Raw genomic sequence first — 19,041 nt, 5'->3', positions numbered from 1 at the left:
CTCTCGGTACTTCGCTAGTGGGTGAACAGTGACTTATGTGTTTTCTAGAAAGGGACGTCGTCGTCATCGAAGCCGCCGCCGGAGGCCGGCGCGTTGCTGCGGTTGCCGCCTTGCTGGCCACCGCCGCCGTAGGCATTGCCGCCGCCATAACCCGGGTCCTGGTCGAAACCGCCACCACCGCCGCCACTGCCACCGCGACCGCCGATCAGCTGCATCTCGTTGGCCACGACCTCGGTGCTGTAACGATCATTACCGGATTGGTCCTGCCATTTGCGGGTCTGGATCTTGCCTTCGACATAGACCTGCGAGCCCTTGGACAGGTACTGCGCGGCGATATCCGCCAGGCGCCCGAACATCACCACCCGGTGCCATTCGGTGTTTTCGCGCTTCTCGCCGGAGTTCTTGTCGGTCCACTGCTCCGACGTCGCCAGACGCAGATTGGTGACGGTAACCCCGTTCGGGGTCTCGCGCTTTTCCGGGTCAGCCCCGAGGTTGCCGAGCAGGATGACTTTGTTGACGCCGCGGGCCATGGGGCCTCCTTGTGTCCAGCATGGAGAAACAGATTCGGTAGTGTAGCAGCCCACCCCGGCCGCGACAGTGCACCGGTCCGGGATGTGGACAGATTCGCGCGGCCAGTCGGGGAGGCATTGCGCGCGTTCTACGCGCCTGGCTTGCGCGCCAACCAGGCTGTCAGCTCGGGGGTGTCCGGGCCTCCTGGCTCCACCTTCAGGTACAAGGAACCGGCATCCGGTGACAGGTCCGCCTCGTGCACGCCGGGCCATGCGGCAAGCGCCCGCAGCAGTTCCGCGTCACGACCGGACCAGTGGTCGGGTACCGCGACCACCCGGTTCGACCGGTAGCGCGGATGCATCCCGCGGGCGATCCACCACCAGGCCAGCAGCAACGGCACCCCAGCAAGGAACACCCCGACCGGCCCGACCAGTGTCAGCAGGACACCTCCCAGCACGCCGCCGGCGAAGATCCCAAGGAACTGCGCGGTGGCAAAGCCGCCCATCGCCGTGCCCTTGTGGGCGACCGGCGCCACGCGCGCAACCAGCGACGGCAGTCCCGCCTCAAGCAGGTTGAAGGCGGCAAAGAACAGGACCATCAGCGCCGCCAGCGTCCACAGACCGCCGCCGTCGAGCACCAGCAGGGCCAGCAGGATCTGCACCCCGGCCAGCAGGGCGATCGCCCCGCGCAGCACGCTGTGCACGCGCCGGCGGCGCTCGCCGAAGATGATCCCCGGGAGCATCAGCGCGAACCCCGCCAGCAGCACCGGCACATAGAACTTCCAGTGGCTGGCACCCGCTAGCCCGAGCGTCTCCACCAGCAGCACCGGGATAACCAGAAAGTTCGCGGCCAGGACCAGGTGCAGCACGAAGATGCCGAGGTTCAGGCGCAACAGGTCCGGGGCGCGCAGCACGCGGGGCAGTGCCGACCAGACCGGCACCATGTCCGGGTGTGCCCGCGCCCGTGCCGGGGTTGGCACCCAAAGGAACAGGATCACGATCGCAACCAGCCCGAGCAATGCCGACAGGCCGAAGATCCCGGACAATCCCGCCGCCTGGTCCACCACCGGGCCCAGGGCCATCGCTGCGGTGAAGGTCAGGCCGATGGTCAGCCCGATCACGGCGAGGGCCCGCATACGCCGTTCCTCGCCGACCAGGTCCGCTGTCAGGGCCAGGATCACCGCTGCCACCGCACCCGCCCCCTGCAGGGCACGCCCGAGGATGATGCCGTGGATGGTCTCGGCGACCGCGGCGAGCACACTGCCAGCAACGAACAGCAACAGCCCGGCGAGGATCAGCGGCTTGCGGCCGACCCGGTCCGACAAGAGACCGAACGGGATCTGCAGCACGGCCTGGGTGAGTCCGTAGATCCCGAGCGCCAGGCCCATCAGCAGCGGGGTTGCGCCGGGGATACGGTCGGCATGCAGCATGAACACCGGCAGGACCATGAACAGGCCGGCCATGCGCACGCCATAAATCGCCGCCAGCCCAGTGGTGGCGCGCAGCTCGCGGGGATTCATGGCGTCCGGGACCGACGCAGGCAAGAAGAACTCTTCATGTCCGGGGAGTTTACCGGCAAGCGCGGCGGGGAAACCATGGCGAGCGCGGCCCGGGTGTTACCATGCATGGTTTGCGGCGCCCCAATGGAAACACTGATCCGTGTTTTCGCTAGCGCGCCGCGCGACGTAACCCAGTGGAGTCGATCCAGCCCCATGGACAGCATCAGCATTCGCGGCGCCCGCACCCATAACCTGAAGAACGTGGACCTCGACCTGCCGCGCGAACGGCTGATCGTGATTACCGGCGTTTCCGGTTCGGGCAAATCCTCGCTGGCCTTCGACACCCTGTTCGCCGAGGGCCAGCGCCGCTACGTGGAGAGCCTGTCGACCTACGCCCGGCAGTTCCTGTCGATGATGGAAAAGCCCGACGTCGACCAGATCGAGGGTCTGTCGCCGGCGATCTCCATCGAGCAGAAGAGTACCTCGCACAACCCGCGCTCCACCGTCGGGACCATCACCGAGATCTACGACTACCTGCGCCTGCTGTTCGCGCGCGCCGGCGAGCCGCGCTGCCCGGAACACGGCGAGACCCTGGCCGCCCAGACCATCTCGCAGATGGTCGACCAGGTACTCGATCTGCCAGAGGGCGACAAGGTCATGCTGTTGTCGCCGGTGGTCCGCGGCCGCAAGGGCGAACACCACAAGATGCTCGAGGCGATGCGCTCCCAGGGCTACCTGCGCGCGCGTATCAATGGCGAGATCCACGACCTCGACGCCCTGCCGGCGCTGGACCCCAAGCGCAAGCACAACATCGAGATCGTGATCGACCGCTTCCGCGTGCGCGAGGACCTGCGCCAGCGCCTGGCCGAGTCCTTCGAAACCGCCACCGAACTGGCCGATGGCCTGGCGCTGATCGCGTGGATGGACGAGCCGGAACGCGAGCCGATGATCTTCTCGGCGCGCTACGCCTGTCCGATTTGCGGCTATGCCCTGCGCGAGCTGGAGCCCCGGCTGTTCTCGTTCAACAACCCGGCAGGCGCCTGCCCCACCTGCGACGGCCTCGGTGTGCACCAGTTCTTCGACCCCGAACGGGTCGTGTCGCAGCCCGAGCTAAGCCTTGGTGGCGGGGCCGTACGGGGCTGGGATCGGCGCAACGCCTGGTACTTCAGCCTACTGACCAGTCTCGCCCGGCATTACGACTTCGACGTGGAGGCCCCCTGGCAGGAATTGCCGGCCGAGGTCCGCGCGGTGATCCTGCATGGTTCGGGCACGGAGAAGGTCAAGCTGTCGACCCCGGCCGCCAACGGCCAATTGCGCACCGACGAACGCGTGTTCGAGGGTGTGATCCCGAACCTGGAGCGGCGCTACCGCGAGACCGACTCCGCGGCAGTGCGCGAGGAACTGGGCCGCTACCAGGCGGAACAGCCCTGCCCCGACTGCCACGGCACGCGCCTCAACTCGGCCGCACGCAACGTCTTTGTCAGCGACATGACCCTGCCCGAGGTCACGCACATGAGCGTGGCCAACGCGCAGGCCTTTTTCGACGACCTCCGCCTGCCGGGACGCTTCGCCCAGATCGCCGAGAAGATCGTGCGCGAGATCTCCGCGCGCCTGGGGTTCCTCAACGATGTCGGCCTCGACTACCTGACCCTGGACCGCTCCGCCGACACGCTTTCCGGCGGCGAGGCCCAGCGTATCCGCCTCGCCTCGCAGATCGGCTCGGCCCTGGTCGGGGTGATGTACATCCTCGACGAGCCATCAATCGGGCTGCACCAGCGCGACAACGCACGCCTGCTGAAGACCCTGAGCCACCTCCGCGACCTCGGCAACACCGTCATCGTGGTGGAGCATGACGAGGATGCCATCCGCCAAGCCGATTATGTGGTGGACATCGGCCCCGGCGCGGGTCGCCACGGCGGCCGCATTGTGGCGTCGGGCACCCCGGAGGCGGTCGCGAATCATCCCGATTCCCTCACCGGCGCATACCTGCGCGGCACCCGCTGCATCCCGGTGCCGGACCAGCGGACGCAGCCCGACGCGGAGCGCGAGATCCGCGTAATCGGCGCGCGTGGCAACAACCTGAAGGGCGGTGATTTCGCCTTCCCCACCGGGCTGTTCACCTGCGTGACCGGGGTCTCGGGCTCCGGCAAGTCCACCCTGGTCAACAACACCCTTTACCCGGCCGTCGCCACCGCCCTCCATGGCGGGCGTCACCACATCGAGGATCACGACCGCATCGACGGCATGGAGTTGATCGACAAAGTGGTCGACATCGACCAGAGCCCGATCGGGCGTACCCCGCGCTCCAACCCGGCCACCTATACCGGCCTGTTTACGCCCATACGCGAACTGTTTGCCGCAACCGGCGAGGCCCGCTCGCGCGGCTACAAGCCCGGGCGCTTCTCGTTCAACGTCCGTGGCGGGCGCTGCGAGGCCTGCCAGGGCGATGGCGTGATCAAGGTGGAAATGCACTTCCTCCCGGACGTCTTCGTCCCCTGCGACGTCTGCAAGGGCCATCGCTATAACCGCGAGACCCTGGACGTGCGCTACAAGGGCAAGAATATCCACGAAGTCCTGGAGATGACCGTCGAAGAGGCCCTCGACTTCTTCCAGCCGGTACCGGTGATCCACCGCAAGCTCGAGATGCTGATGGAGGTGGGCCTGTCCTACATCCAGCTGGGGCAGAATGCCACCACCCTTTCCGGTGGCGAGGCCCAGCGCATCAAGCTCGCCCGCGAGCTCTCCAAGCGCGATACCGGTCGTACGCTCTACATCCTCGACGAGCCGACCACCGGCCTCCATTTCGAGGATATCGCCCAGCTCCTGCGCGTGCTCCACCGCCTCCGCGACCATGGCAATACCATCGTCGTGATCGAGCACAACCTCGACGTCATCAAGACCGCCGACTGGCTGATCGATATCGGCCCGGAAGGCGGCAGCGGCGGCGGTGAACTCCTCGTGGCAGGCACTCCCGAAGCGGTGGCCGCCACAGCCCACAGCCACACCGGGCAGTTCCTTGCACCGCTGCTCCCCGCCGCAAGCTCTTCTCACGCCGCCAACGGTTAACGACCCGCGGCCCTTTCCAGGTCCACTGGCTGCGCGCCTGCGCACCGTCCCCACAGACCGCGCTTCCCTCTCTCTTTCTAAATTCCCCGTTACCCAGACGCAAGAAAGCCGGCCCAAGGCCGGCTTTCCGAGCGCTCAACCTGCGAGCGCGCTTTCCTCTGGCGACGAACCCTCAGGCGGCTTCGCCTTCTCCGGCATCCAGTTCCGGACGATCCACGAGCTCAACGTAGGCCATCGGGGCATTATCACCCGCGCGGTTGCCGCACTTCAGGATCCGCAGGTAGCCACCGGGCCGCGCCTGGTAGCGCGGACCCAGCTCGGCGAACAGCTTGCCCACAATCTCCTTGTCACGAAGACGGGCAAACGCCAGCCGACGACCGTGAACGCTGTCTTCCTTGGCCAGCGTGATCAGCGGTTCGGCGACGCGACGCAGCTCTTTCGCCTTGGGCAGCGTGGTCTTGATCAGTTCGTGCCGGAACAGGGCCACGGACATGGCCTGAAACGTGGCCTTGCGGTGCGAGCTGTTGCGGCCAAGCTGACGGCCGGAATGACGATGACGCATGAGAGGCTTCCTCTAAAAAACGATGGGCGCGGGGCGCCGTGATTACTCGTTGTCGTCGCGCAGACCCGGCGGCGGCCAGTTCTCGAGACGCATGCCGAGCGACAGCCCGTGGGTCGCCAGCGTGTCCTTGATTTCAGTCAGCGACTTCTTGCCGAGGTTCGGCGCACGCAGCAGCTCGACCTCGGTGCGCTGGACGAGATCCCCAATGTAGTACAGGTTCTCGGCCTTCAGGCAGTTGGCCGAACGCACCGTCAGTTCCAGCTCGTCCACCGGACGCAGCAGCACCGGGTCGATCGCGCCACCCACGGCACCCGCCACTTCGGCCGACTCTTCTTGCAAGTCCACGAACGGCGCCAGCTGGCCCTGGAGGATCGTCGCGGCTTGACGCACGGCGTCATCCGGGGCGATCGCACCATTGGTTTCGAGCTCGAGCACCAGGCGATCCATATCGGTCCGCTGGGCCAGACGCGCGCTTTCGACGCGATAGGACACGCGGCGAATCGGGCTGAAGCTGGCGTCCAGCAACAGTCGACCAATACCCGTGTCATCCCCACCCTCGGCTTGCCGACGCGTGCTGACGGGTTCGTACCCGCGACCCGCGCGAGCCGTCAGAGTGATGTCCAGATCCACGTTCTTGGTGATCGTCGCGATCACGTGTTCCGGGTTCACCACCTCGACATCATGGTCGACCTGAATGTCGCCGGCCGTCACCACGCTCGGACCCTTCTTCCTCAGGGTCAGCGTGGACTCGTCGCGGCTGTGCATCCGCAGCGCAACACCCTTCAGGTTCAGCAGGATGTCGACAACATCTTCCTGTACCCCTTCGATGGTGGTGTACTCGTGCAGCACGCCTTCAATCCGGGCCTCGACAATGGCGGCACCCGGGATGGACGACAGCAACACACGTCGCAGGGCATTGCCCAGGGTGTGGCCGAAGCCGCGTTCCAGCGGCTCGAGGGCGACCTTGGCCTGATTCCGATTCTCGGCCTCGACCTCGATCTGCTGTTTCTTGACCAGTTCGTTCGACTGCATTGTGACTCCTGGCGCCAGGCCGAAAAACGATTACTTCGAGTACAGCTCGACGACGAGCGACTCGTTGATGTCCGCAGGCAGATCGGAACGATCCGGGACCGCCTTGAACGTACCCTCGAACTTGCTGGTGTCCACTTCGATCCAGCTCGGGAACCCGGTCTGCTCGGCCAGCGTCATCGAGTCCTGGATGCGCACCTGCTTGCGCGCCTTCTCCCGGACCGTAACCACGTCAGACGGCTGCACCTGGTAGGCCGCGATGTTGACCACCTGCCCGTTCACCTGGATCGCACGATGCGCAACCAGCTGGCGCGCTTCGGAGCGGGTGGAGCCGAAGCCCATGCGGTACACCACGTTATCCAGACGACCTTCCAGCAGCTTCAACAGGTTCTCACCCGTCGAGCCCTTGCGCTGAGCGGCCTTCTTGTAATAGTTGCGGAATTGCTTTTCCAGCACGCCGTAGATGCGGCGAAGCTTCTGCTTCTCGCGCAGCTGCACGGCGTAGTCCGACAGGCGAGTACGGCGTTCACCGTGCTGACCCGGCGGCTTGTCGAGCTTGCACTTTGTTTCCAGCGCACGGACCCCACTCTTCAGGCCCAGGTCCACGCCTTCACGGCGACTCAACTTGCATTTCGGTCCAATGTAACGAGCCATTCTTCAACTCCAGCCTTAAACGCGGCGTTTCTTGGGCGGCCGGCAGCCGTTGTGAGGGATCGGGGTTACATCACTGATGTTCGTGATCTTGAACCCGGCATTGTTCAGCGCACGTACCGCCGACTCGCGACCCGGACCCGGGCCCCGCACCATCACGTCGAGATTCTTCACGCCGTGTTCGGCCGCAGTCGTCCCGGCGCGCTCGGCCGCGATCTGCGCGGCGAACGGCGTCGATTTGCGGGAACCACGGAAGCCCGAACCACCGGAGGTGGCCCAGCTGATCGTGTTCCCCTGCCGGTCGGTGATCGTGATGATCGTGTTGTTGAACGTGGCGTACACATGAGCCACGCCCTCGGCGATATTTTTGCGGACCTTTTTCTTGGTCCGTGTTTGCGCTTGTGCCATGTACCTGAGATCCCAGTCTGATTACTTGCGAATCGGGCGACGCGGGCCCTTTCGGGTGCGTGCATTCGTCTGCGTCTGCTGACCGCGCAGCGGCAGGCCGCGACGGTGGCGCACGCCACGGTAGCAGCCCAGATCCATCAATCGCTTGATGTTCATGCTGACTTCCCGGCGCAGATCCCCTTCCACGGGGATCTTGTCGATCTGGGCGCGCAGAGCATCCACTTCGGCATCCGTCAGATCCCGCACCTTGATGTCCCGACGCACACCCGCCCCATCGCAGATCAGGCCGGCCCGAGTCGGGCCAATGCCATAGATCGCGGTCAGCGCGATTACCGTGTGCTTCTGGTCAGGAATATTGATTCCAGCGACGCGAGCCATCCAACTTCTCCATCAAAATCCGGCAAAGCCGGCTATAGTAGCAATGATTATGCGTTACGCCAAGCTTCAGCCCTGACGCTGCTTGTGGCGGGCGTCGGAACAGATCACCCGGACCACGCCATTACGCCGAATGACTTTGCAGTTCCGGCACATCGGCTTTACAGATGCACGTACCTTCATGGTCTTTCTCCTGGTCTAGCGGATCCCGGTCCCGCCGAAACCCTTCAGATTCGCTTTCTTCATCAAGCCTTCGTACTGGTGGGACACCAGATGCGACTGCAACTGCGCCATGAAATCCATCACCACGATCACGATGATCAGAAGCGAGGTCCCGCCAAAGTAGAAGGGCACGTTCCAATACAGGATCAGGAACTCCGGCAGCAGGCACACTGCGGTGATGTACACCGCCCCCACCGCCGTCAGTCGAGTCATGACCCCGTCAATGAATCTTTCGGTCTGGACACCTGGCCGGATCCCCGGAATGAAGGCGCCCTGCTTCTTCAGATTTTCCGCCGTATCGCGTGAGTTGAACACCAGCGCGGTATAGAAGAAGCAGAAGAAAATAATCGCGGCCGCATAGAACATCACGTACAGCGGCTGTCCCGGCGCCAGCGTCGTCGAGATCTCGCGCAGCCAGTCCATCCCTTCAGCCTGGCCGAACCATTGCCCCAACGTCGACGGGAACAGAATGATACTCGATGCGAAGATCGGCGGGATCACCCCGGCCATGTTCAGCTTCAGCGGCAGGTGCGAGGACTGGCCACCGACCATCTTCCTTCCCACCTGGCGCTTGGCGTAATTGATCGTCACTCGGCGTTGTCCGCGCTCGACGAACACCACGAAGGCGGTCACCGCCAGGGCCAAGACGATCAGAATCACCACGAATGCTGCCGCCAGTTCTCCGGTGCGGGCCAACTCCAGGGTTCCGCCAATCGCGCCCGGAAGCCCGGCGACGATACCGGCGAAGATGATGATCGAGATCCCGTTGCCAATGCCGCGTTCCGTAATCTGCTCACCCAGCCACATCAGGAACAGCGTCCCCGTCACCAGCGAGACCACCACGGTGAAGATAAAGATCGGGCCCGGGTTCAGGGCCATCGGCATCCCCTGGATGGTCTGACCATTCAAGGCAATCCCGATCCCGATACTCTGGAACAGCGCGAGCGCCACGGTCCCGTAGCGCGTGTACTGCGTAATCTTGCGCCGTCCCTGTTCGCCCTCTTTCTTCAACTGCTGGAGCGCCGGAACGGTCGCGGCCAGAAGCTGCATGATGATGGCGGCCGAGATGTACGGCATCACCCCCAGGGCGAAGATCGACAGGCGCTCCAGCGCCCCCCCGGAAAACATGTTGAACATGTCCAGGATGGTCCCGCTTTGCTGTTCGAAGAACTGCGAGACGGCCACCGGATTAATACCGGGCACCGGAATGAATGTACCGATCCGGTACACCACCAGGGCACCCAGAACGAACAGCAGGCGTTGGCGTAACTCGGTAAAACCGGTGAGCCCGCCACCGGAACGTGCTGTCGCTCCACGTGCCATTATTTAGGCCTCAACGCTCCCGCCAGCGGCTTCGATCGCCGCCCGCGCGCCCTTGGTGACGCCCACGCCCTTCACGGCACAGGCCTTCGAGACTTCACCGGAGGCGAAGATCTTGGCGCTCTGCGCATCGCTGCGCACGACGCCCGCAGCCTTCAGGGTGTCCAGGGTCACGTCGCCGTCGACCTTGGCCAGTTCGCTGAGACGCACTTCGGCCGAATACTGTTGCTTGCGCGAGCGGAAGCCCACCTTGGGCAGGCGACGCTGCAGCGGCATCTGGCCGCCTTCGAACCCGACCTTCGTGTAACCACCCGAGCGAGACTTCTGGCCCTTGTGGCCGCGGCCGCCGGTCTTGCCCAGACCGGAGCCAATCCCCCGACCGACGCGCTTCGCCGGCTTGCGGGCACCGTCGGGGCTGGAAATGTTATTCAGTCGCATGATTAGACTTCCTCTACCTTCAGCAGGTACGAGACCTTCTTGACCATGCCCAGGTTCTCGGGCGTGGCCTCGATGATCGCGCTGCTGTGGGTCTTGCGCAGCCCGAGTCCACGCACGCACGCCTTGTGCGTGGCGATACGGCCGGCGGTGCTGCGTACCAGTGTCAGTTTCAGCTTGCTCATGGCTTAGCTCTTCACTTCGTCGACGGACTTGCCGCGCTTGGCCGCAACCCGTTCCGGCGAGTTCACCATGGTGAGCCCGTCGATCGTTGCCTGCACGACGTTGATGGGGTTGCGCGAACCGACACACTTGGCCAGCACGTTACGCACGCCCGCTACTTCGAGCACTGCGCGCATCGCGCCCCCGGCGATGATCCCGGTACCCTCAGAAGCCGGCTGCATGTAGACGTTGGCCGCGCCATGATGCCCGTTCACCGCATAGTGCAGCGTGCCTTCGTTCAGCGACACATTGCGCATTTCCATGCGCGCCTGCTGCATTGCCTTCTGAATGGCCGCCGGCACCTCGCGCGCCTTCGCGTATCCGTATCCGACTCGTCCCTCGCCATCACCGACGACGGTCAGTGCGGCAAACCGGAACTGCCGGCCGCCCTTGACCACCTTCGCAACGCGGTTGACGCCAATCAGCTTTTCCTGCAGGCCGTCCTGCGCTTCGCTTACATCGTTACGTGCCATTTCTCTCTCCGCTCGATCGCGTTTGACTAGAACTGCAGGCCGCTTTCACGGGCGGCGTCGGCAAGTGCCTTCACCCGTCCGTGATAACGAAAACCCGCGCGGTCAAACGCGACCTGTTCGATCCCTGCTTTGCGCGCACGCTCCGCGATGGCCTGGCCCACGCGGGCGGCGGCCTCGGCGTTGCCGGTGGAACCCCCGGCATTCTTCAGATCCTTCTCCACGGTCGACGCCGCGGCAAGCACCGCGTCGCCCGAGGGGGCAATGATCTGCGCGTACATGTGGCGCGGCGTCCGGTGGATACAGAGACGATGCACCCCCAGCTCACGGATCTTGAACCGTGCGCGCCGCGCCCTCTTAAGTCTGGCCTCTTTCTTGTCCACTGGTGCCTACCTACTTCTTCTTGGCTTCTTTGCGCACGATGCGCTCGTCTTTGTACTTCACGCCCTTGCCCTTGTAGGGCTCCGGCGGGCGGAAGGCGCGAATATTCGCTGCCACCTGGCCCACCTTCTGGCGATCCGTTCCCTTGACCACGACCTCGGTTGGGGTCGGCGTCTCCACCGTCACGCCTTCCGGAATGTCGAAGTCGATCGGATGCGAGTACCCGAGCGTCAGGTTCAGCTTCGCGCCCTGCATTTGGGCGCGATAGCCGACGCCGACCAACTCCAGCGCCCGAACGAACCCTTCGCTCACCCCGTGGACATGATTGCCCAGGAGTGCCCGAATAGTACCCGCCAACGCGACATTCTTCGCGTTCTCCGTGGCCTTCACTCGAACCACCCCGTCCTCGACGGTAACGATCACGGCCTCGGGGCAGGTGAGCTGAAGCTCGCCCTTCGGACCCTTGATCTTGATCTCGCTGTCCGACTGCTCGACGGAGACGCCGTTCGGCAGCTTGATCGGCAGATTTGCAATGCGCGACATGGCTGATTCCTCAGTAAATCTTGCAGAGGACTTCGCCGCCCTGGCCTGCGGCCCGGGCAGCGCGGTCACTCATGACACCCTGTGGCGTGGAGACCACGGCAACCCCGAGACCGGCGTTAATCCGCGGCAGCTCGTCCTTGCCGCGATAAATCCGCAGGCCCGGACGCGAGATCCGCTCGACGGTCTCGATGACCGGCCGTCCCTCGAAGTACTTCAGCTTCACCACCAGTTTCTTCTGGGCAACTTCACCCTCGACCTGGATGTCGCCTACGAAACCCTCTTCGGCGAAGACCTTAAGGATACGCTCCTTGGCCTTGCTGAAAGGAATGGCGACCTGCTCCTTGTTCGCACGCTGGGCGTTGCGAACACGGGTGAGCATGTCGGAAATCGGATCGGTCATCATCGGTTCAAATCTCCTTACCAGCTCGCCTTGCGCAGGCCCGGAATCTCGCCCTTCATGGCGTGTTCGCGCAGCTTGTTGCGCCCCAGGCCAAACCGGCGGTAATACCCTTTCGGCCGACCAGTGACGCCGCACCGGTTCGTCTGCCGAACGCGCGCGGAATCACGCGGCAGCTTTTGCAGCGCATGCATGGCCGCCAGGCGTTCTTCGGACGACTTGGTCTCGTCGACCAGGATCGCCTTCAGCTCGGCCCGCTTGGCCGCGTACTTGTTGACCAGTCGCTCGCGCTTTTTCTCGCGTTCGAGCATCGATGTCTTTGCCATGTGCGCCTACCTCGGTTACTGCCGGAACGGGAATCGGAAGGCCTCCAAAAGGGCCTTGGCTTCCGCGTCCGTTCTTGCACTGGTGGTAATCGTGATGTCCATGCCGCGCAATTTGTCGACACGGTCGTAATCGATCTCCGGGAAGATGATCTGCTCCTTGATGCCCATGCTGTAGTTGCCACGGCCATCGAAGGCTTTCGCGGAAAACCCGCGGAAGTCCCGCACGCGCGGCAGCGCGACGCTGATCAGGCGATCCAGGAACTCGTACATCTGCCGCCGGCGCAAGGTGACCTTGCAGCCGATCGGATAGTCATCGCGGATCTTGAACCCGGCGATCGACTTGCGCGCCTTGGTCACGACCGGCTTCTGCCCGGCAATGGCCGTCATGTCGCTGACTGCGTGCTCGATCACCTTCTTGTCCGCCACGGCATCACCCAGACCCATATTCAGGGTCACCTTGGTGACACGCGGGATTTCCATCACGTTGGCATAGCTGAACTGCTCGCGCAGGGCCTGCTTCACCGTGGATTCGTATTCTTCTCTCAAGCGTTCCATAAAACCGTCCGTCCCGCGTTATGCGTCCACGACTTCGCCGTTCGAGCGGAAGACCCGCACCTTACGGCCGTCTTCCAGGGTCTTGAACGACACGCGATCACCCTTGTCGGTTGCAGGGTTGAAGACCATCACGTTGGACACATCGATCGGCATTTCCTTCTCGATGATCCCACCGCCGACGCCCTGTTGCGGGTTCGGCTTCTGATGCTTCTTCACCATGTTGATGTTCTGAACCAGAACCTTGCCATCGAGGACCTTGATAATGGTGCCCCGGCGACCCTTGTCCTTGCCAGAAATCACGACGACATCGTCGCCTTTGCGAATCTTGTTCATCACGTCCTCACAGCACTTCCGGGGCGAGGGAGATAATCTTCATGTACTTCTCCCCTCGCAGTTCACGCGTCACCGGCCCGAAGATACGGGTGCCGATCGGCTGATGCTGGTTGTTCAGCAGGACCGCGGCGTTGCGGTCGAAGCGGATCAGCGATCCATCCGCACGGCGCACGCCCGCGGCCGTGCGCACCACGACGGCGTCATAGACATCGCCCTTCTTCACCTTGCCACGCGGGATCGCATCCTTGACGCTCACCTTGATGACGTCGCCCACCCGGGCGTACCGGCGGTGCGACCCGCCCAGCACCTTGATGCACTGGATGCGTCGGGCACCGCTGTTATCGGCGGCCTCGAGCACGGTCTGCATTTGAATCATGACTTATCTCCTGGCAGCCGATTCAGAGAGCGTCCTGCCCGACCACTTCGATCAGGGCATGATGCTTCTGCTTGGAAATCGGCCGGCATTCACGGATACGAACCCGATCGCCCATGCGCGATACATTTTCTTCGTCATGGACGTGCAGTTTCGTGCTGCGACGAATGAACTTCCCGTACAGCGGATGACGGACGCGACGCTCGACAAGAACCGTGCGGGTCTTGTCCGTCTTGTCGCTAATCACGCGCCCGACGACGGAACGCTGAGTCCTGGAACCTTCTTCGGTCATTGTCTTAACCTGCCCTTCTACGTTCATTCATCAGCGTCTTGATCTGCGCGATCTCGCGCCGCACCTTGCCGACACGATCCGGGCGCGCAAGCTGCCCGACCGACTTCTGCATGCGGAGGCCGAACTGTTCCTTGTAGAGCGCTTCCAGCTCCTGGTCCAGATCGCCGTCCGACTTCTTTCTGAGCTCTTCTGCTTTCATCACATCACCTGCCGACGGGTAAACACCGTCTTGACCGGGAGCTTGGCGGCGGCCAGACGCATTGCCTCACGCGCAACGTCTTCATGCACACCTTCCATCTCGTAGAGCACGCGGCCGGGCTGGATCTTGCAGACCCAGTACTCGACACCGCCCTTGCCCTTGCCCATGCGCACTTCAAGCGGCTTCTTGGTGACCGGGACGTCCGGGAACACCCGGATCCAGATCTTCCCGCCACGCTTGATGTGACGCACCATCGCACGCCGCGCCGCCTCGATCTGGCGCGCGGTAATGCGACCGCGTTCCACGGCCTGAAGGCCGTACTCGCCGAAGCTGACCTTGGCGCCGGTGGAGGCCATGCCCCGGTTCCGGCCCTTGAACTGCTTGCGGAATTTGGTTCTTTTTGGCTGCAACATGGTCTATGTCCTAGCTCGCGTTGGCCGCAGCGCGCGTCCCTTCGACCGGTTCCAGGCCGAAAACTTCGCCCTTGAAGATCCACACCTTGACGCCGATGATCCCGTAGGTCGTACGCGCCTCGGCGAAACCGTAATCGATGTCCGCACGCAGGGTGTGCAGCGGTACGCGGCCTTCGCGGTACCACTCGGAACGCGCGATCTCGGCGCCATTGAGGCGACCGGCCACGTGCACCTTGATGCCCTGAGCACCCAGGCGCATCGCGTTACCCACGGCGCGCTTCATCGCACGACGGAACATGATGCGGCGTTCAAGCTGCTGGGCGATGCCTTCCGCGACCAGCTGGGCTTCGATCTCGGGCTTGCGCACCTCTTCGATATTGATCTTGACGTTGCCCTGCTCCAGGCCCGTCTCGGCTGCCACTTCGCGGCGCAGCTTCTCGATGTCCTCGCCCTTCTTGCCAATCACAATCCCCGGACGTGCCGTGTGAATCGTGATGTGCGCGGCCTTGGCGGGACGCTCGATGGTGATTCGGCTGACCGACGCGTGGGCAAGTTTCTTCTGCAGAAACGTGCGCAGCTTGATGTCGTTGTTCAGCGTTTCACCAAACTCGCGACCGTCCGCGTACCAGGTCGCCGACCACGGGCGAGAAATGCCCAGCCGGATGCCGGTTGGATGTACTTTCTGACCCATGGTTAGTTCGCTCCCTTCTCGCTCACGCCCACTACAATGTGGCTAGTGCGCTTCATGATGCGGTTGCCGCGACCCTTGGCTCGCGCCTGCATGCGCTTGAGAACCGGCCCTTCGTCGATCTGGATGCGCGAGATGCGCAGCTCGTCGATGTCTGCACCGTCATTGTTCTCCGCATTGGCAATCGCGGACTCCAGCACCTTTTTTACAATCGCTGCCGGCTTTTTGGGGCTGAAAGTCAACTCGTTCAGAGCCTCTTCCACCCGCATGCCACGAACCTGGTCGGCGACCAGCCGCGTCTTCTGCGGCGAGATGCGCGCGTAGCGCAGTTTTGCAATCGTCTCCATCGTTCGTCCTCAGCGCGACTTCTTGTTGGCGATGTGACCCTTGAAGGTCCGCGTCAACGCAAACTCGCCCAGCTTGTGGCCGACCATGTTTTCGTTGACCAGCACCGGAATATGCTGACGCCCGTTGTGTACCGCGAGGGTGAGACCCACCATCTGCGGGATGATCATCGAGCGGCGCGACCAGGTCTTGATCGGACGCCGATCGTTCTTCTCGAGCGCCTCATCCACCTTCTTGCGAAGGTGATGATCGACGAACGGGCCTTTCTTCAGTGAACGCGGCATGCTGGCACTCCGTTACTTCTTGCGCCGACGCACGATCATGCCGTCGGTACGTTTGTTGTTGCGGGTCTTGTAACCCTTGGTCGGGCGGCCCCACGGGGTCACCGGGTGACGCCCGAAGTTGCGACCTTCACCACCACCATGCGGGTGGTCGACCGGGTTCATCGCGGTACCACGCACGGTTGGGCGGACACCCATCCAGCGTTTGGCACCGGCCTTCCCGAATTTCTTGAGGCTGTGCTCGCTGTGACCGACTTCGCCGATCGTGGCCCGGCACTCGGACTGGATGCGGCGCATCTCACCGGAGCGCAGGCGAATCGTCGCGTGTGCGCCTTCACGTGCCACGACCTGGGCCGAAGCGCCGGCGGACCGCGCAATCTGCGCTCCCTTCCCCGGCTTCATCTCGATGCAGTGAATCACCGTGCCCACCGGAATGGAGCGCAGCGGCATCGCGTTACCCACGCGAATCGGGGCCTGCGAGCCGCTAGTCACGGCATCACCCTGCTTCAGCCCGCGGGGCGCAATAATGTACCGGCGTTCGCCGTCAGAGTACAGTACTAACGCCAAATGAGCGCTGCGGTTCGGATCATACTCCAGCCGCTCGACCTTGCCGGGCACGCCGTCCTTGTTCCGCTTGAAGTCAACGATGCGGTAGCGCTGCTTGTGGCCACCACCGACGTGCCGCGTGGTAATGCGGCCGGCGTTGTTGCGGCCCCCCGAGCGAGTCTGCTTTTCGAGCAGCGCCGCGTGCGGCGCCCCCTTGTGCAGACCCTCGCCGCGGATCTTCACCGCGTGACGGCGCCCGGCAGAGGTCGGATTGGTCTTGATAATCGCCATGACTAGACCTGTTCTCCTTCACCCATGTCGATGCTCTCGCCTTCAGCGAGGGCCACATAGGCCTTTTTCCAGTGGTTGCGACGCCCGAACATGCGACCGAAGCGCTTGTTCTTGCCCTGCTGGTTCAGTGTGCGCACGTGCTCCACCCGAACCTCGAACAGCTTCTCGATCGCGGCCTTGATCTCGGCCTTGTCGGCATCCGGCAGCACACGGAACACGTATTGCCCCACTTCGCCGGCATTGGTCGACTTCTCCGACACCACCGGGCCCTGAATAATCTGCATCAGACGCGAATTCATGCCAGCCACTCCTCAAGCTTGCGGATGGCGCCTTCCGTAATCACGACCGTATCGGCCCCGACCAGGTTGGCGGGATTGACACCGCTCACATCGATCACATCCACGTGCGGGACGTTGCTCAACGCACGTTCGGTCATCGCGTCATCCTCGGCCAGCACCACCAGCCCACGCTCCAGGCCGAGCTCGCCGAGCTTGGCAATGCCGTCACGGGTCTTGCCCGACTCGACGGCGAATGCAGCGACCACTTTCAGGCGATCCTGCCGCAGCAGTTCGGAGAGGATGGACGCCATGGCGGCGCGGTACATCTTCTTGTTCAGCTTCTGCGAGAAATCCTGAGTGCGCGCAGCGAACACCTTGCCGCCACCCGTCCACAGCGGGCTGCGAATCGTACCAGCGCGAGCGCGCCCAGTCCCTTTCTGGCGGAACGGCTTGATGCCGCCGCCACTGACCTGGGCCCGGGTCTTCTGGGCACGGGTCCCGCTGCGGGCGCCGGCCAGCTGAGCGACGACGCTCTGATGCACCAGCGGTTCATTGAAATCCCGCTCAAAGCAGGTGGCGGACAGCTCCACGCTGGCCCCGGTATCGGCAGTCGTAACTTGCATTGTTTTAACCCTTCGCCTTCACGGCCGGACGAATCATCACGTCGGTACTCGGCGCGCCCGGCACGGCACCCTGAACCAGGACCAGGCTGCGATCAGCGTCGACGCGCACCACCTTGAGGTTCTGGATGGTTTTACGCTCGGCGCCCATGTGCCCGGCCATCTTCTTGCCCTTGAACACACGGCCCGGGCTCTGGTTCTGACCGATGGAACCCGGAGCGCGATGCGCCAGCGAGTTGCCATGGGTCGCGTCCTGGGTGCGGAAGTTGTGACGCTTCACGGCACCCTGGAAGCCCTTGCCCTTGCTCTGAGCGGTCACATCCACGATCTGCCCCTCCTCGAACCGGTCGACGGTGATTGCATCACCGGCAGCCAGGCCTTCGAGGTCGGTCTCGTCGACGCGAAACTCCCACAGACCGCGCCCGGGCTCCACCGACGCCGCGGCGTAGTGCCCGGCCTCCGGCTTGCTTACCCGGGACGGCTTGCGCGAGCCCGCCGTCACCTGGACCGCGTTGTAGCCGTCGCCTTCGGTGCGCTTGATCTGGACCACGCGATTGTTGTCCACCTGTAGCACCGTAACCGGCACAGAGACGCCATCGTCCGTAAAGACGCGCGACATGCCGAGCTTGCGACCGATGAGTCCAAGAGCCATTACAAAACCCCTTCCGTATCAGACGGCGCTAACAAGCGCCCTAAAGCCGTGGCCCGGCGAAAATTCCGCCGGGCCACGGAAAGCCCAATAGTATGGCAGAAAATTTAACGTTAGTTAAGCCTGATCTGAACATTTACGCCTGCAGCCAGATCCAGCTTCATCAGGGCATCCACGGTCTTGTCGGTCGGATCGAGGATATCCATCAGTCGCTTGTGCGTGCGCAGCTCGTACTGGTCCCGCGCGTCCTTGTTGACGTGCGGCGAAACCAGGACGGTATACGCCTCGCTCTTGGTCGGCAGGGGGATCGGGCCCTTGACTCGGGCCCCGGTCCGCTTCGCAGTCTCGACGATCTCGGCCGCGGAACGGTCGATCAGTCGATGATCAAAGGCCTTCAGACGAATTCGAATGCGCTGGTTAGCCATCTGGTTCACTCAATAATCTTGGAGACGACGCCGGCGCCCACAGTGCGGCCGCCTTCGCGGATCGCAAAGCGCAGACCGTCTTCCATCGCGATCGGATTGATCAGGGACACCGTCATCTTCACGTTGTCACCCGGCATCACCATCTCGGTGCCTTCCGGAAGCTCCACCGAGCCCGTCACGTCCGTCGTGCGGAAGTAGAACTGCGGACGGTACCCGTTGAAGAATGGCGTGTGACGACCGCCCTCTTCCTTGCCCAGGATGTACACCTCGGCCTCGAAGTGCGTGTGCGGGGTAATCGAACCCGGCTTGCACAGCACCTGACCACGCTGGACGTCGTC

Annotated in this window: 31 protein-coding genes and 1 pseudogene; 1 reads left to right on the top strand and 31 read right to left on the bottom strand. The window is 63.5% G+C overall.

Going from position 1 to position 19,041, the window contains the following annotated elements:
• Window positions 1-44: 44 nt before the first annotated feature.
• Window positions 45-530: a single-stranded DNA-binding protein gene (gene ssb, locus F622_RS0110115; RefSeq protein ID WP_018146435.1), complete on the bottom strand. Its 486-nt coding sequence runs from the start codon at window positions 528-530 to the stop codon at window positions 45-47.
• A 128-nt stretch (window positions 531-658) separates the two neighbouring features.
• Entirely contained in the window at window positions 659-2,029 is a 1,371-nt protein-coding gene (locus tag F622_RS0110110) for an MFS transporter (RefSeq protein ID WP_018168202.1), read from the bottom strand.
• Window positions 2,030-2,221: 192 nt separating this feature from the next.
• Here F622_RS0110110 and uvrA point away from each other — a divergent pair, with 192 nt between their 5' ends.
• Window positions 2,222-5,074 (top strand): excinuclease ABC subunit UvrA, encoded by a 2,853-nt coding sequence (gene uvrA / locus F622_RS0110105; RefSeq protein ID WP_019571866.1) that lies wholly within the window; start codon window positions 2,222-2,224, stop codon window positions 5,072-5,074.
• Between the two features lie 172 nt (window positions 5,075-5,246).
• Here the strand turns inward: uvrA and rplQ are convergent, their stop codons facing one another.
• The 29 genes and pseudogenes from rplQ to F622_RS13460 form a co-directional block, all read right to left on the bottom strand.
• Entirely contained in the window at window positions 5,247-5,636 is a 390-nt protein-coding gene (gene rplQ, locus F622_RS0110100; RefSeq protein WP_018146438.1) for a 50S ribosomal protein L17, read from the bottom strand.
• A gap of 42 nt (window positions 5,637-5,678) precedes the next feature.
• Window positions 5,679-6,668 (bottom strand): DNA-directed RNA polymerase subunit alpha, encoded by a 990-nt coding sequence (rpoA, locus tag F622_RS0110095; protein WP_018168204.1) that lies wholly within the window; start codon window positions 6,666-6,668, stop codon window positions 5,679-5,681.
• 30 nt (window positions 6,669-6,698) lie between these two features.
• On the bottom strand, window positions 6,699-7,319 hold the full coding sequence (gene rpsD / locus F622_RS0110090) for a 30S ribosomal protein S4 (RefSeq protein WP_019568439.1): 621 nt from the start codon (window positions 7,317-7,319) through the stop codon (window positions 6,699-6,701).
• Window positions 7,320-7,334: 15 nt separating this feature from the next.
• The gene (gene rpsK, locus F622_RS0110085; RefSeq protein ID WP_017941093.1) at window positions 7,335-7,724 is read right to left on the bottom strand and encodes a 30S ribosomal protein S11; all 390 of its coding nucleotides are present in this window, start codon (window positions 7,722-7,724) and stop codon (window positions 7,335-7,337) included.
• A gap of 21 nt (window positions 7,725-7,745) precedes the next feature.
• A complete protein-coding gene (gene rpsM / locus F622_RS0110080) occupies window positions 7,746-8,102 on the bottom strand; it encodes a 30S ribosomal protein S13 (protein ID WP_018139891.1) in 357 nt (118 codons plus the stop codon).
• Between the two features lie 66 nt (window positions 8,103-8,168).
• Window positions 8,169-8,282: a 50S ribosomal protein L36 gene (gene rpmJ, locus F622_RS13895; protein WP_077277041.1), complete on the bottom strand. Its 114-nt coding sequence runs from the start codon at window positions 8,280-8,282 to the stop codon at window positions 8,169-8,171.
• A 15-nt stretch (window positions 8,283-8,297) separates the two neighbouring features.
• On the bottom strand, window positions 8,298-9,644 hold the full coding sequence (gene secY, locus F622_RS0110075; protein WP_018146441.1) for a preprotein translocase subunit SecY: 1,347 nt from the start codon (window positions 9,642-9,644) through the stop codon (window positions 8,298-8,300).
• Between the two features lie 3 nt (window positions 9,645-9,647).
• On the bottom strand, window positions 9,648-10,079 hold the full coding sequence (rplO, locus tag F622_RS0110070) for a 50S ribosomal protein L15 (protein WP_018146442.1): 432 nt from the start codon (window positions 10,077-10,079) through the stop codon (window positions 9,648-9,650).
• A gap of 2 nt (window positions 10,080-10,081) precedes the next feature.
• Window positions 10,082-10,261: a 50S ribosomal protein L30 gene (gene rpmD, locus F622_RS0110065; RefSeq protein WP_018146443.1), complete on the bottom strand. Its 180-nt coding sequence runs from the start codon at window positions 10,259-10,261 to the stop codon at window positions 10,082-10,084.
• A 3-nt stretch (window positions 10,262-10,264) separates the two neighbouring features.
• Window positions 10,265-10,771 carry a 30S ribosomal protein S5 gene (rpsE, locus tag F622_RS0110060; RefSeq protein ID WP_018146444.1) on the bottom strand — a complete coding sequence of 169 codons (507 nt, stop codon included), beginning with the start codon at window positions 10,769-10,771 and terminating at the stop codon, window positions 10,265-10,267.
• Between the two features lie 26 nt (window positions 10,772-10,797).
• Window positions 10,798-11,151: a 50S ribosomal protein L18 gene (gene rplR, locus F622_RS0110055; protein WP_018168206.1), complete on the bottom strand. Its 354-nt coding sequence runs from the start codon at window positions 11,149-11,151 to the stop codon at window positions 10,798-10,800.
• Window positions 11,152-11,161: 10 nt separating this feature from the next.
• Window positions 11,162-11,692, bottom strand: coding sequence for a 50S ribosomal protein L6 (gene rplF / locus F622_RS0110050; protein ID WP_018146446.1), 531 nt, complete (start codon window positions 11,690-11,692; stop codon window positions 11,162-11,164).
• Window positions 11,693-11,702: 10 nt separating this feature from the next.
• Window positions 11,703-12,095 (bottom strand): 30S ribosomal protein S8, encoded by a 393-nt coding sequence (rpsH, locus tag F622_RS0110045; RefSeq protein WP_019563615.1) that lies wholly within the window; start codon window positions 12,093-12,095, stop codon window positions 11,703-11,705.
• Window positions 12,096-12,109: 14 nt separating this feature from the next.
• A complete protein-coding gene (gene rpsN, locus F622_RS0110040; RefSeq protein WP_019563614.1) occupies window positions 12,110-12,415 on the bottom strand; it encodes a 30S ribosomal protein S14 in 306 nt (101 codons plus the stop codon).
• 15 nt (window positions 12,416-12,430) lie between these two features.
• Window positions 12,431-12,970, bottom strand: coding sequence for a 50S ribosomal protein L5 (gene rplE, locus F622_RS0110035; RefSeq protein ID WP_018146449.1), 540 nt, complete (start codon window positions 12,968-12,970; stop codon window positions 12,431-12,433).
• Window positions 12,971-12,988: 18 nt separating this feature from the next.
• Complete coding sequence (gene rplX / locus F622_RS0110030) at window positions 12,989-13,303, bottom strand: 50S ribosomal protein L24 (RefSeq protein ID WP_018146450.1); 315 nt, start codon at window positions 13,301-13,303, stop codon at window positions 12,989-12,991.
• 7 nt (window positions 13,304-13,310) lie between these two features.
• Window positions 13,311-13,679, bottom strand: coding sequence for a 50S ribosomal protein L14 (gene rplN / locus F622_RS0110025; protein ID WP_018146451.1), 369 nt, complete (start codon window positions 13,677-13,679; stop codon window positions 13,311-13,313).
• Window positions 13,680-13,701: 22 nt separating this feature from the next.
• Complete coding sequence (gene rpsQ / locus F622_RS0110020; RefSeq protein ID WP_018146452.1) at window positions 13,702-13,968, bottom strand: 30S ribosomal protein S17; 267 nt, start codon at window positions 13,966-13,968, stop codon at window positions 13,702-13,704.
• A gap of 4 nt (window positions 13,969-13,972) precedes the next feature.
• Entirely contained in the window at window positions 13,973-14,167 is a 195-nt protein-coding gene (gene rpmC / locus F622_RS0110015) for a 50S ribosomal protein L29 (RefSeq protein WP_018168209.1), read from the bottom strand.
• Window positions 14,167-14,580 carry a 50S ribosomal protein L16 gene (gene rplP / locus F622_RS0110010; RefSeq protein ID WP_017941078.1) on the bottom strand — a complete coding sequence of 138 codons (414 nt, stop codon included), beginning with the start codon at window positions 14,578-14,580 and terminating at the stop codon, window positions 14,167-14,169. Before rplP ends, rpmC begins: the two co-directional genes overlap by 1 nt.
• Before the next feature lie 10 nt (window positions 14,581-14,590).
• Window positions 14,591-15,271: a 30S ribosomal protein S3 gene (gene rpsC, locus F622_RS0110005; protein WP_018146454.1), complete on the bottom strand. Its 681-nt coding sequence runs from the start codon at window positions 15,269-15,271 to the stop codon at window positions 14,591-14,593.
• Window positions 15,272-15,273: 2 nt separating this feature from the next.
• Window positions 15,274-15,615 (bottom strand): 50S ribosomal protein L22, encoded by a 342-nt coding sequence (rplV, locus tag F622_RS0110000; protein WP_018146455.1) that lies wholly within the window; start codon window positions 15,613-15,615, stop codon window positions 15,274-15,276.
• Between the two features lie 9 nt (window positions 15,616-15,624).
• Complete coding sequence (gene rpsS, locus F622_RS0109995) at window positions 15,625-15,897, bottom strand: 30S ribosomal protein S19 (protein ID WP_018146456.1); 273 nt, start codon at window positions 15,895-15,897, stop codon at window positions 15,625-15,627.
• A gap of 12 nt (window positions 15,898-15,909) precedes the next feature.
• The gene (gene rplB, locus F622_RS0109990) at window positions 15,910-16,731 is read right to left on the bottom strand and encodes a 50S ribosomal protein L2 (RefSeq protein WP_018168210.1); all 822 of its coding nucleotides are present in this window, start codon (window positions 16,729-16,731) and stop codon (window positions 15,910-15,912) included.
• A 2-nt stretch (window positions 16,732-16,733) separates the two neighbouring features.
• A complete protein-coding gene (gene rplW / locus F622_RS0109985; RefSeq protein ID WP_018146458.1) occupies window positions 16,734-17,030 on the bottom strand; it encodes a 50S ribosomal protein L23 in 297 nt (98 codons plus the stop codon).
• The gene (gene rplD, locus F622_RS0109980; protein WP_018168211.1) at window positions 17,027-17,632 is read right to left on the bottom strand and encodes a 50S ribosomal protein L4; all 606 of its coding nucleotides are present in this window, start codon (window positions 17,630-17,632) and stop codon (window positions 17,027-17,029) included. The genes rplW and rplD overlap by 4 nt, the downstream gene beginning before the upstream one ends.
• Before the next feature lie 4 nt (window positions 17,633-17,636).
• Complete coding sequence (gene rplC / locus F622_RS0109975; protein WP_018146460.1) at window positions 17,637-18,281, bottom strand: 50S ribosomal protein L3; 645 nt, start codon at window positions 18,279-18,281, stop codon at window positions 17,637-17,639.
• A gap of 110 nt (window positions 18,282-18,391) precedes the next feature.
• A complete protein-coding gene (gene rpsJ, locus F622_RS0109970; RefSeq protein WP_017941070.1) occupies window positions 18,392-18,703 on the bottom strand; it encodes a 30S ribosomal protein S10 in 312 nt (103 codons plus the stop codon).
• 5 nt (window positions 18,704-18,708) lie between these two features.
• Window positions 18,709-19,041, bottom strand: a pseudogene (locus F622_RS13460) (elongation factor Tu); the annotation flags it as partial.

The sequence above is a fragment of the Thioalkalivibrio sp. ALMg3 genome (assembly GCF_000381225.1).
Lineage (GTDB): Bacteria > Pseudomonadota > Gammaproteobacteria > Ectothiorhodospirales > Ectothiorhodospiraceae > Thioalkalivibrio > Thioalkalivibrio versutus.
This window is presented reverse-complemented; position numbering and strand designations above follow the sequence as displayed.

What these genes read in the sequence shown, in the direction of transcription:
- ssb (WP_018146435.1), bottom strand. Translation starts at nt 530, where the DNA reads ATGGCCCGCGGCGTCAACAAAGTCATCCTGCTCGGCAACCTCGGGGCT.
- F622_RS0110110 (WP_018168202.1), bottom strand. Translation starts at nt 2,029, where the DNA reads ATGAATCCCCGCGAGCTGCGCGCCACCACTGGGCTGGCGGCGATTTAT.
- uvrA (WP_019571866.1), top strand. Translation starts at nt 2,222, where the DNA reads ATGGACAGCATCAGCATTCGCGGCGCCCGCACCCATAACCTGAAGAAC.
- rplQ (WP_018146438.1), bottom strand. Translation starts at nt 5,636, where the DNA reads ATGCGTCATCGTCATTCCGGCCGTCAGCTTGGCCGCAACAGCTCGCAC.
- rpoA (WP_018168204.1), bottom strand. Translation starts at nt 6,668, where the DNA reads ATGCAGTCGAACGAACTGGTCAAGAAACAGCAGATCGAGGTCGAGGCC.
- rpsD (WP_019568439.1), bottom strand. Translation starts at nt 7,319, where the DNA reads ATGGCTCGTTACATTGGACCGAAATGCAAGTTGAGTCGCCGTGAAGGC.
- rpsK (WP_017941093.1), bottom strand. Translation starts at nt 7,724, where the DNA reads ATGGCACAAGCGCAAACACGGACCAAGAAAAAGGTCCGCAAAAATATC.
- rpsM (WP_018139891.1), bottom strand. Translation starts at nt 8,102, where the DNA reads ATGGCTCGCGTCGCTGGAATCAATATTCCTGACCAGAAGCACACGGTA.
- rpmJ (WP_077277041.1), bottom strand. Translation starts at nt 8,282, where the DNA reads ATGAAGGTACGTGCATCTGTAAAGCCGATGTGCCGGAACTGCAAAGTC.
- secY (WP_018146441.1), bottom strand. Translation starts at nt 9,644, where the DNA reads ATGGCACGTGGAGCGACAGCACGTTCCGGTGGCGGGCTCACCGGTTTT.
- rplO (WP_018146442.1), bottom strand. Translation starts at nt 10,079, where the DNA reads ATGCGACTGAATAACATTTCCAGCCCCGACGGTGCCCGCAAGCCGGCG.
- rpmD (WP_018146443.1), bottom strand. Translation starts at nt 10,261, where the DNA reads ATGAGCAAGCTGAAACTGACACTGGTACGCAGCACCGCCGGCCGTATC.
- rpsE (WP_018146444.1), bottom strand. Translation starts at nt 10,771, where the DNA reads ATGGCACGTAACGATGTAAGCGAAGCGCAGGACGGCCTGCAGGAAAAG.
- rplF (WP_018146446.1), bottom strand. Translation starts at nt 11,692, where the DNA reads ATGTCGCGCATTGCAAATCTGCCGATCAAGCTGCCGAACGGCGTCTCC.
- rpsH (WP_019563615.1), bottom strand. Translation starts at nt 12,095, where the DNA reads ATGATGACCGATCCGATTTCCGACATGCTCACCCGTGTTCGCAACGCC.
- rpsN (WP_019563614.1), bottom strand. Translation starts at nt 12,415, where the DNA reads ATGGCAAAGACATCGATGCTCGAACGCGAGAAAAAGCGCGAGCGACTG.
- rplE (WP_018146449.1), bottom strand. Translation starts at nt 12,970, where the DNA reads ATGGAACGCTTGAGAGAAGAATACGAATCCACGGTGAAGCAGGCCCTG.
- rplX (WP_018146450.1), bottom strand. Translation starts at nt 13,303, where the DNA reads ATGAACAAGATTCGCAAAGGCGACGATGTCGTCGTGATTTCTGGCAAG.
- rplN (WP_018146451.1), bottom strand. Translation starts at nt 13,679, where the DNA reads ATGATTCAAATGCAGACCGTGCTCGAGGCCGCCGATAACAGCGGTGCC.
- rpsQ (WP_018146452.1), bottom strand. Translation starts at nt 13,968, where the DNA reads ATGACCGAAGAAGGTTCCAGGACTCAGCGTTCCGTCGTCGGGCGCGTG.
- rpmC (WP_018168209.1), bottom strand. Translation starts at nt 14,167, where the DNA reads ATGAAAGCAGAAGAGCTCAGAAAGAAGTCGGACGGCGATCTGGACCAG.
- rplP (WP_017941078.1), bottom strand. Translation starts at nt 14,580, where the DNA reads ATGTTGCAGCCAAAAAGAACCAAATTCCGCAAGCAGTTCAAGGGCCGG.
- rpsC (WP_018146454.1), bottom strand. Translation starts at nt 15,271, where the DNA reads ATGGGTCAGAAAGTACATCCAACCGGCATCCGGCTGGGCATTTCTCGC.
- rplV (WP_018146455.1), bottom strand. Translation starts at nt 15,615, where the DNA reads ATGGAGACGATTGCAAAACTGCGCTACGCGCGCATCTCGCCGCAGAAG.
- rpsS (WP_018146456.1), bottom strand. Translation starts at nt 15,897, where the DNA reads ATGCCGCGTTCACTGAAGAAAGGCCCGTTCGTCGATCATCACCTTCGC.
- rplB (WP_018168210.1), bottom strand. Translation starts at nt 16,731, where the DNA reads ATGGCGATTATCAAGACCAATCCGACCTCTGCCGGGCGCCGTCACGCG.
- rplW (WP_018146458.1), bottom strand. Translation starts at nt 17,030, where the DNA reads ATGAATTCGCGTCTGATGCAGATTATTCAGGGCCCGGTGGTGTCGGAG.
- rplD (WP_018168211.1), bottom strand. Translation starts at nt 17,632, where the DNA reads ATGCAAGTTACGACTGCCGATACCGGGGCCAGCGTGGAGCTGTCCGCC.
- rplC (WP_018146460.1), bottom strand. Translation starts at nt 18,281, where the DNA reads ATGGCTCTTGGACTCATCGGTCGCAAGCTCGGCATGTCGCGCGTCTTT.
- rpsJ (WP_017941070.1), bottom strand. Translation starts at nt 18,703, where the DNA reads ATGGCTAACCAGCGCATTCGAATTCGTCTGAAGGCCTTTGATCATCGA.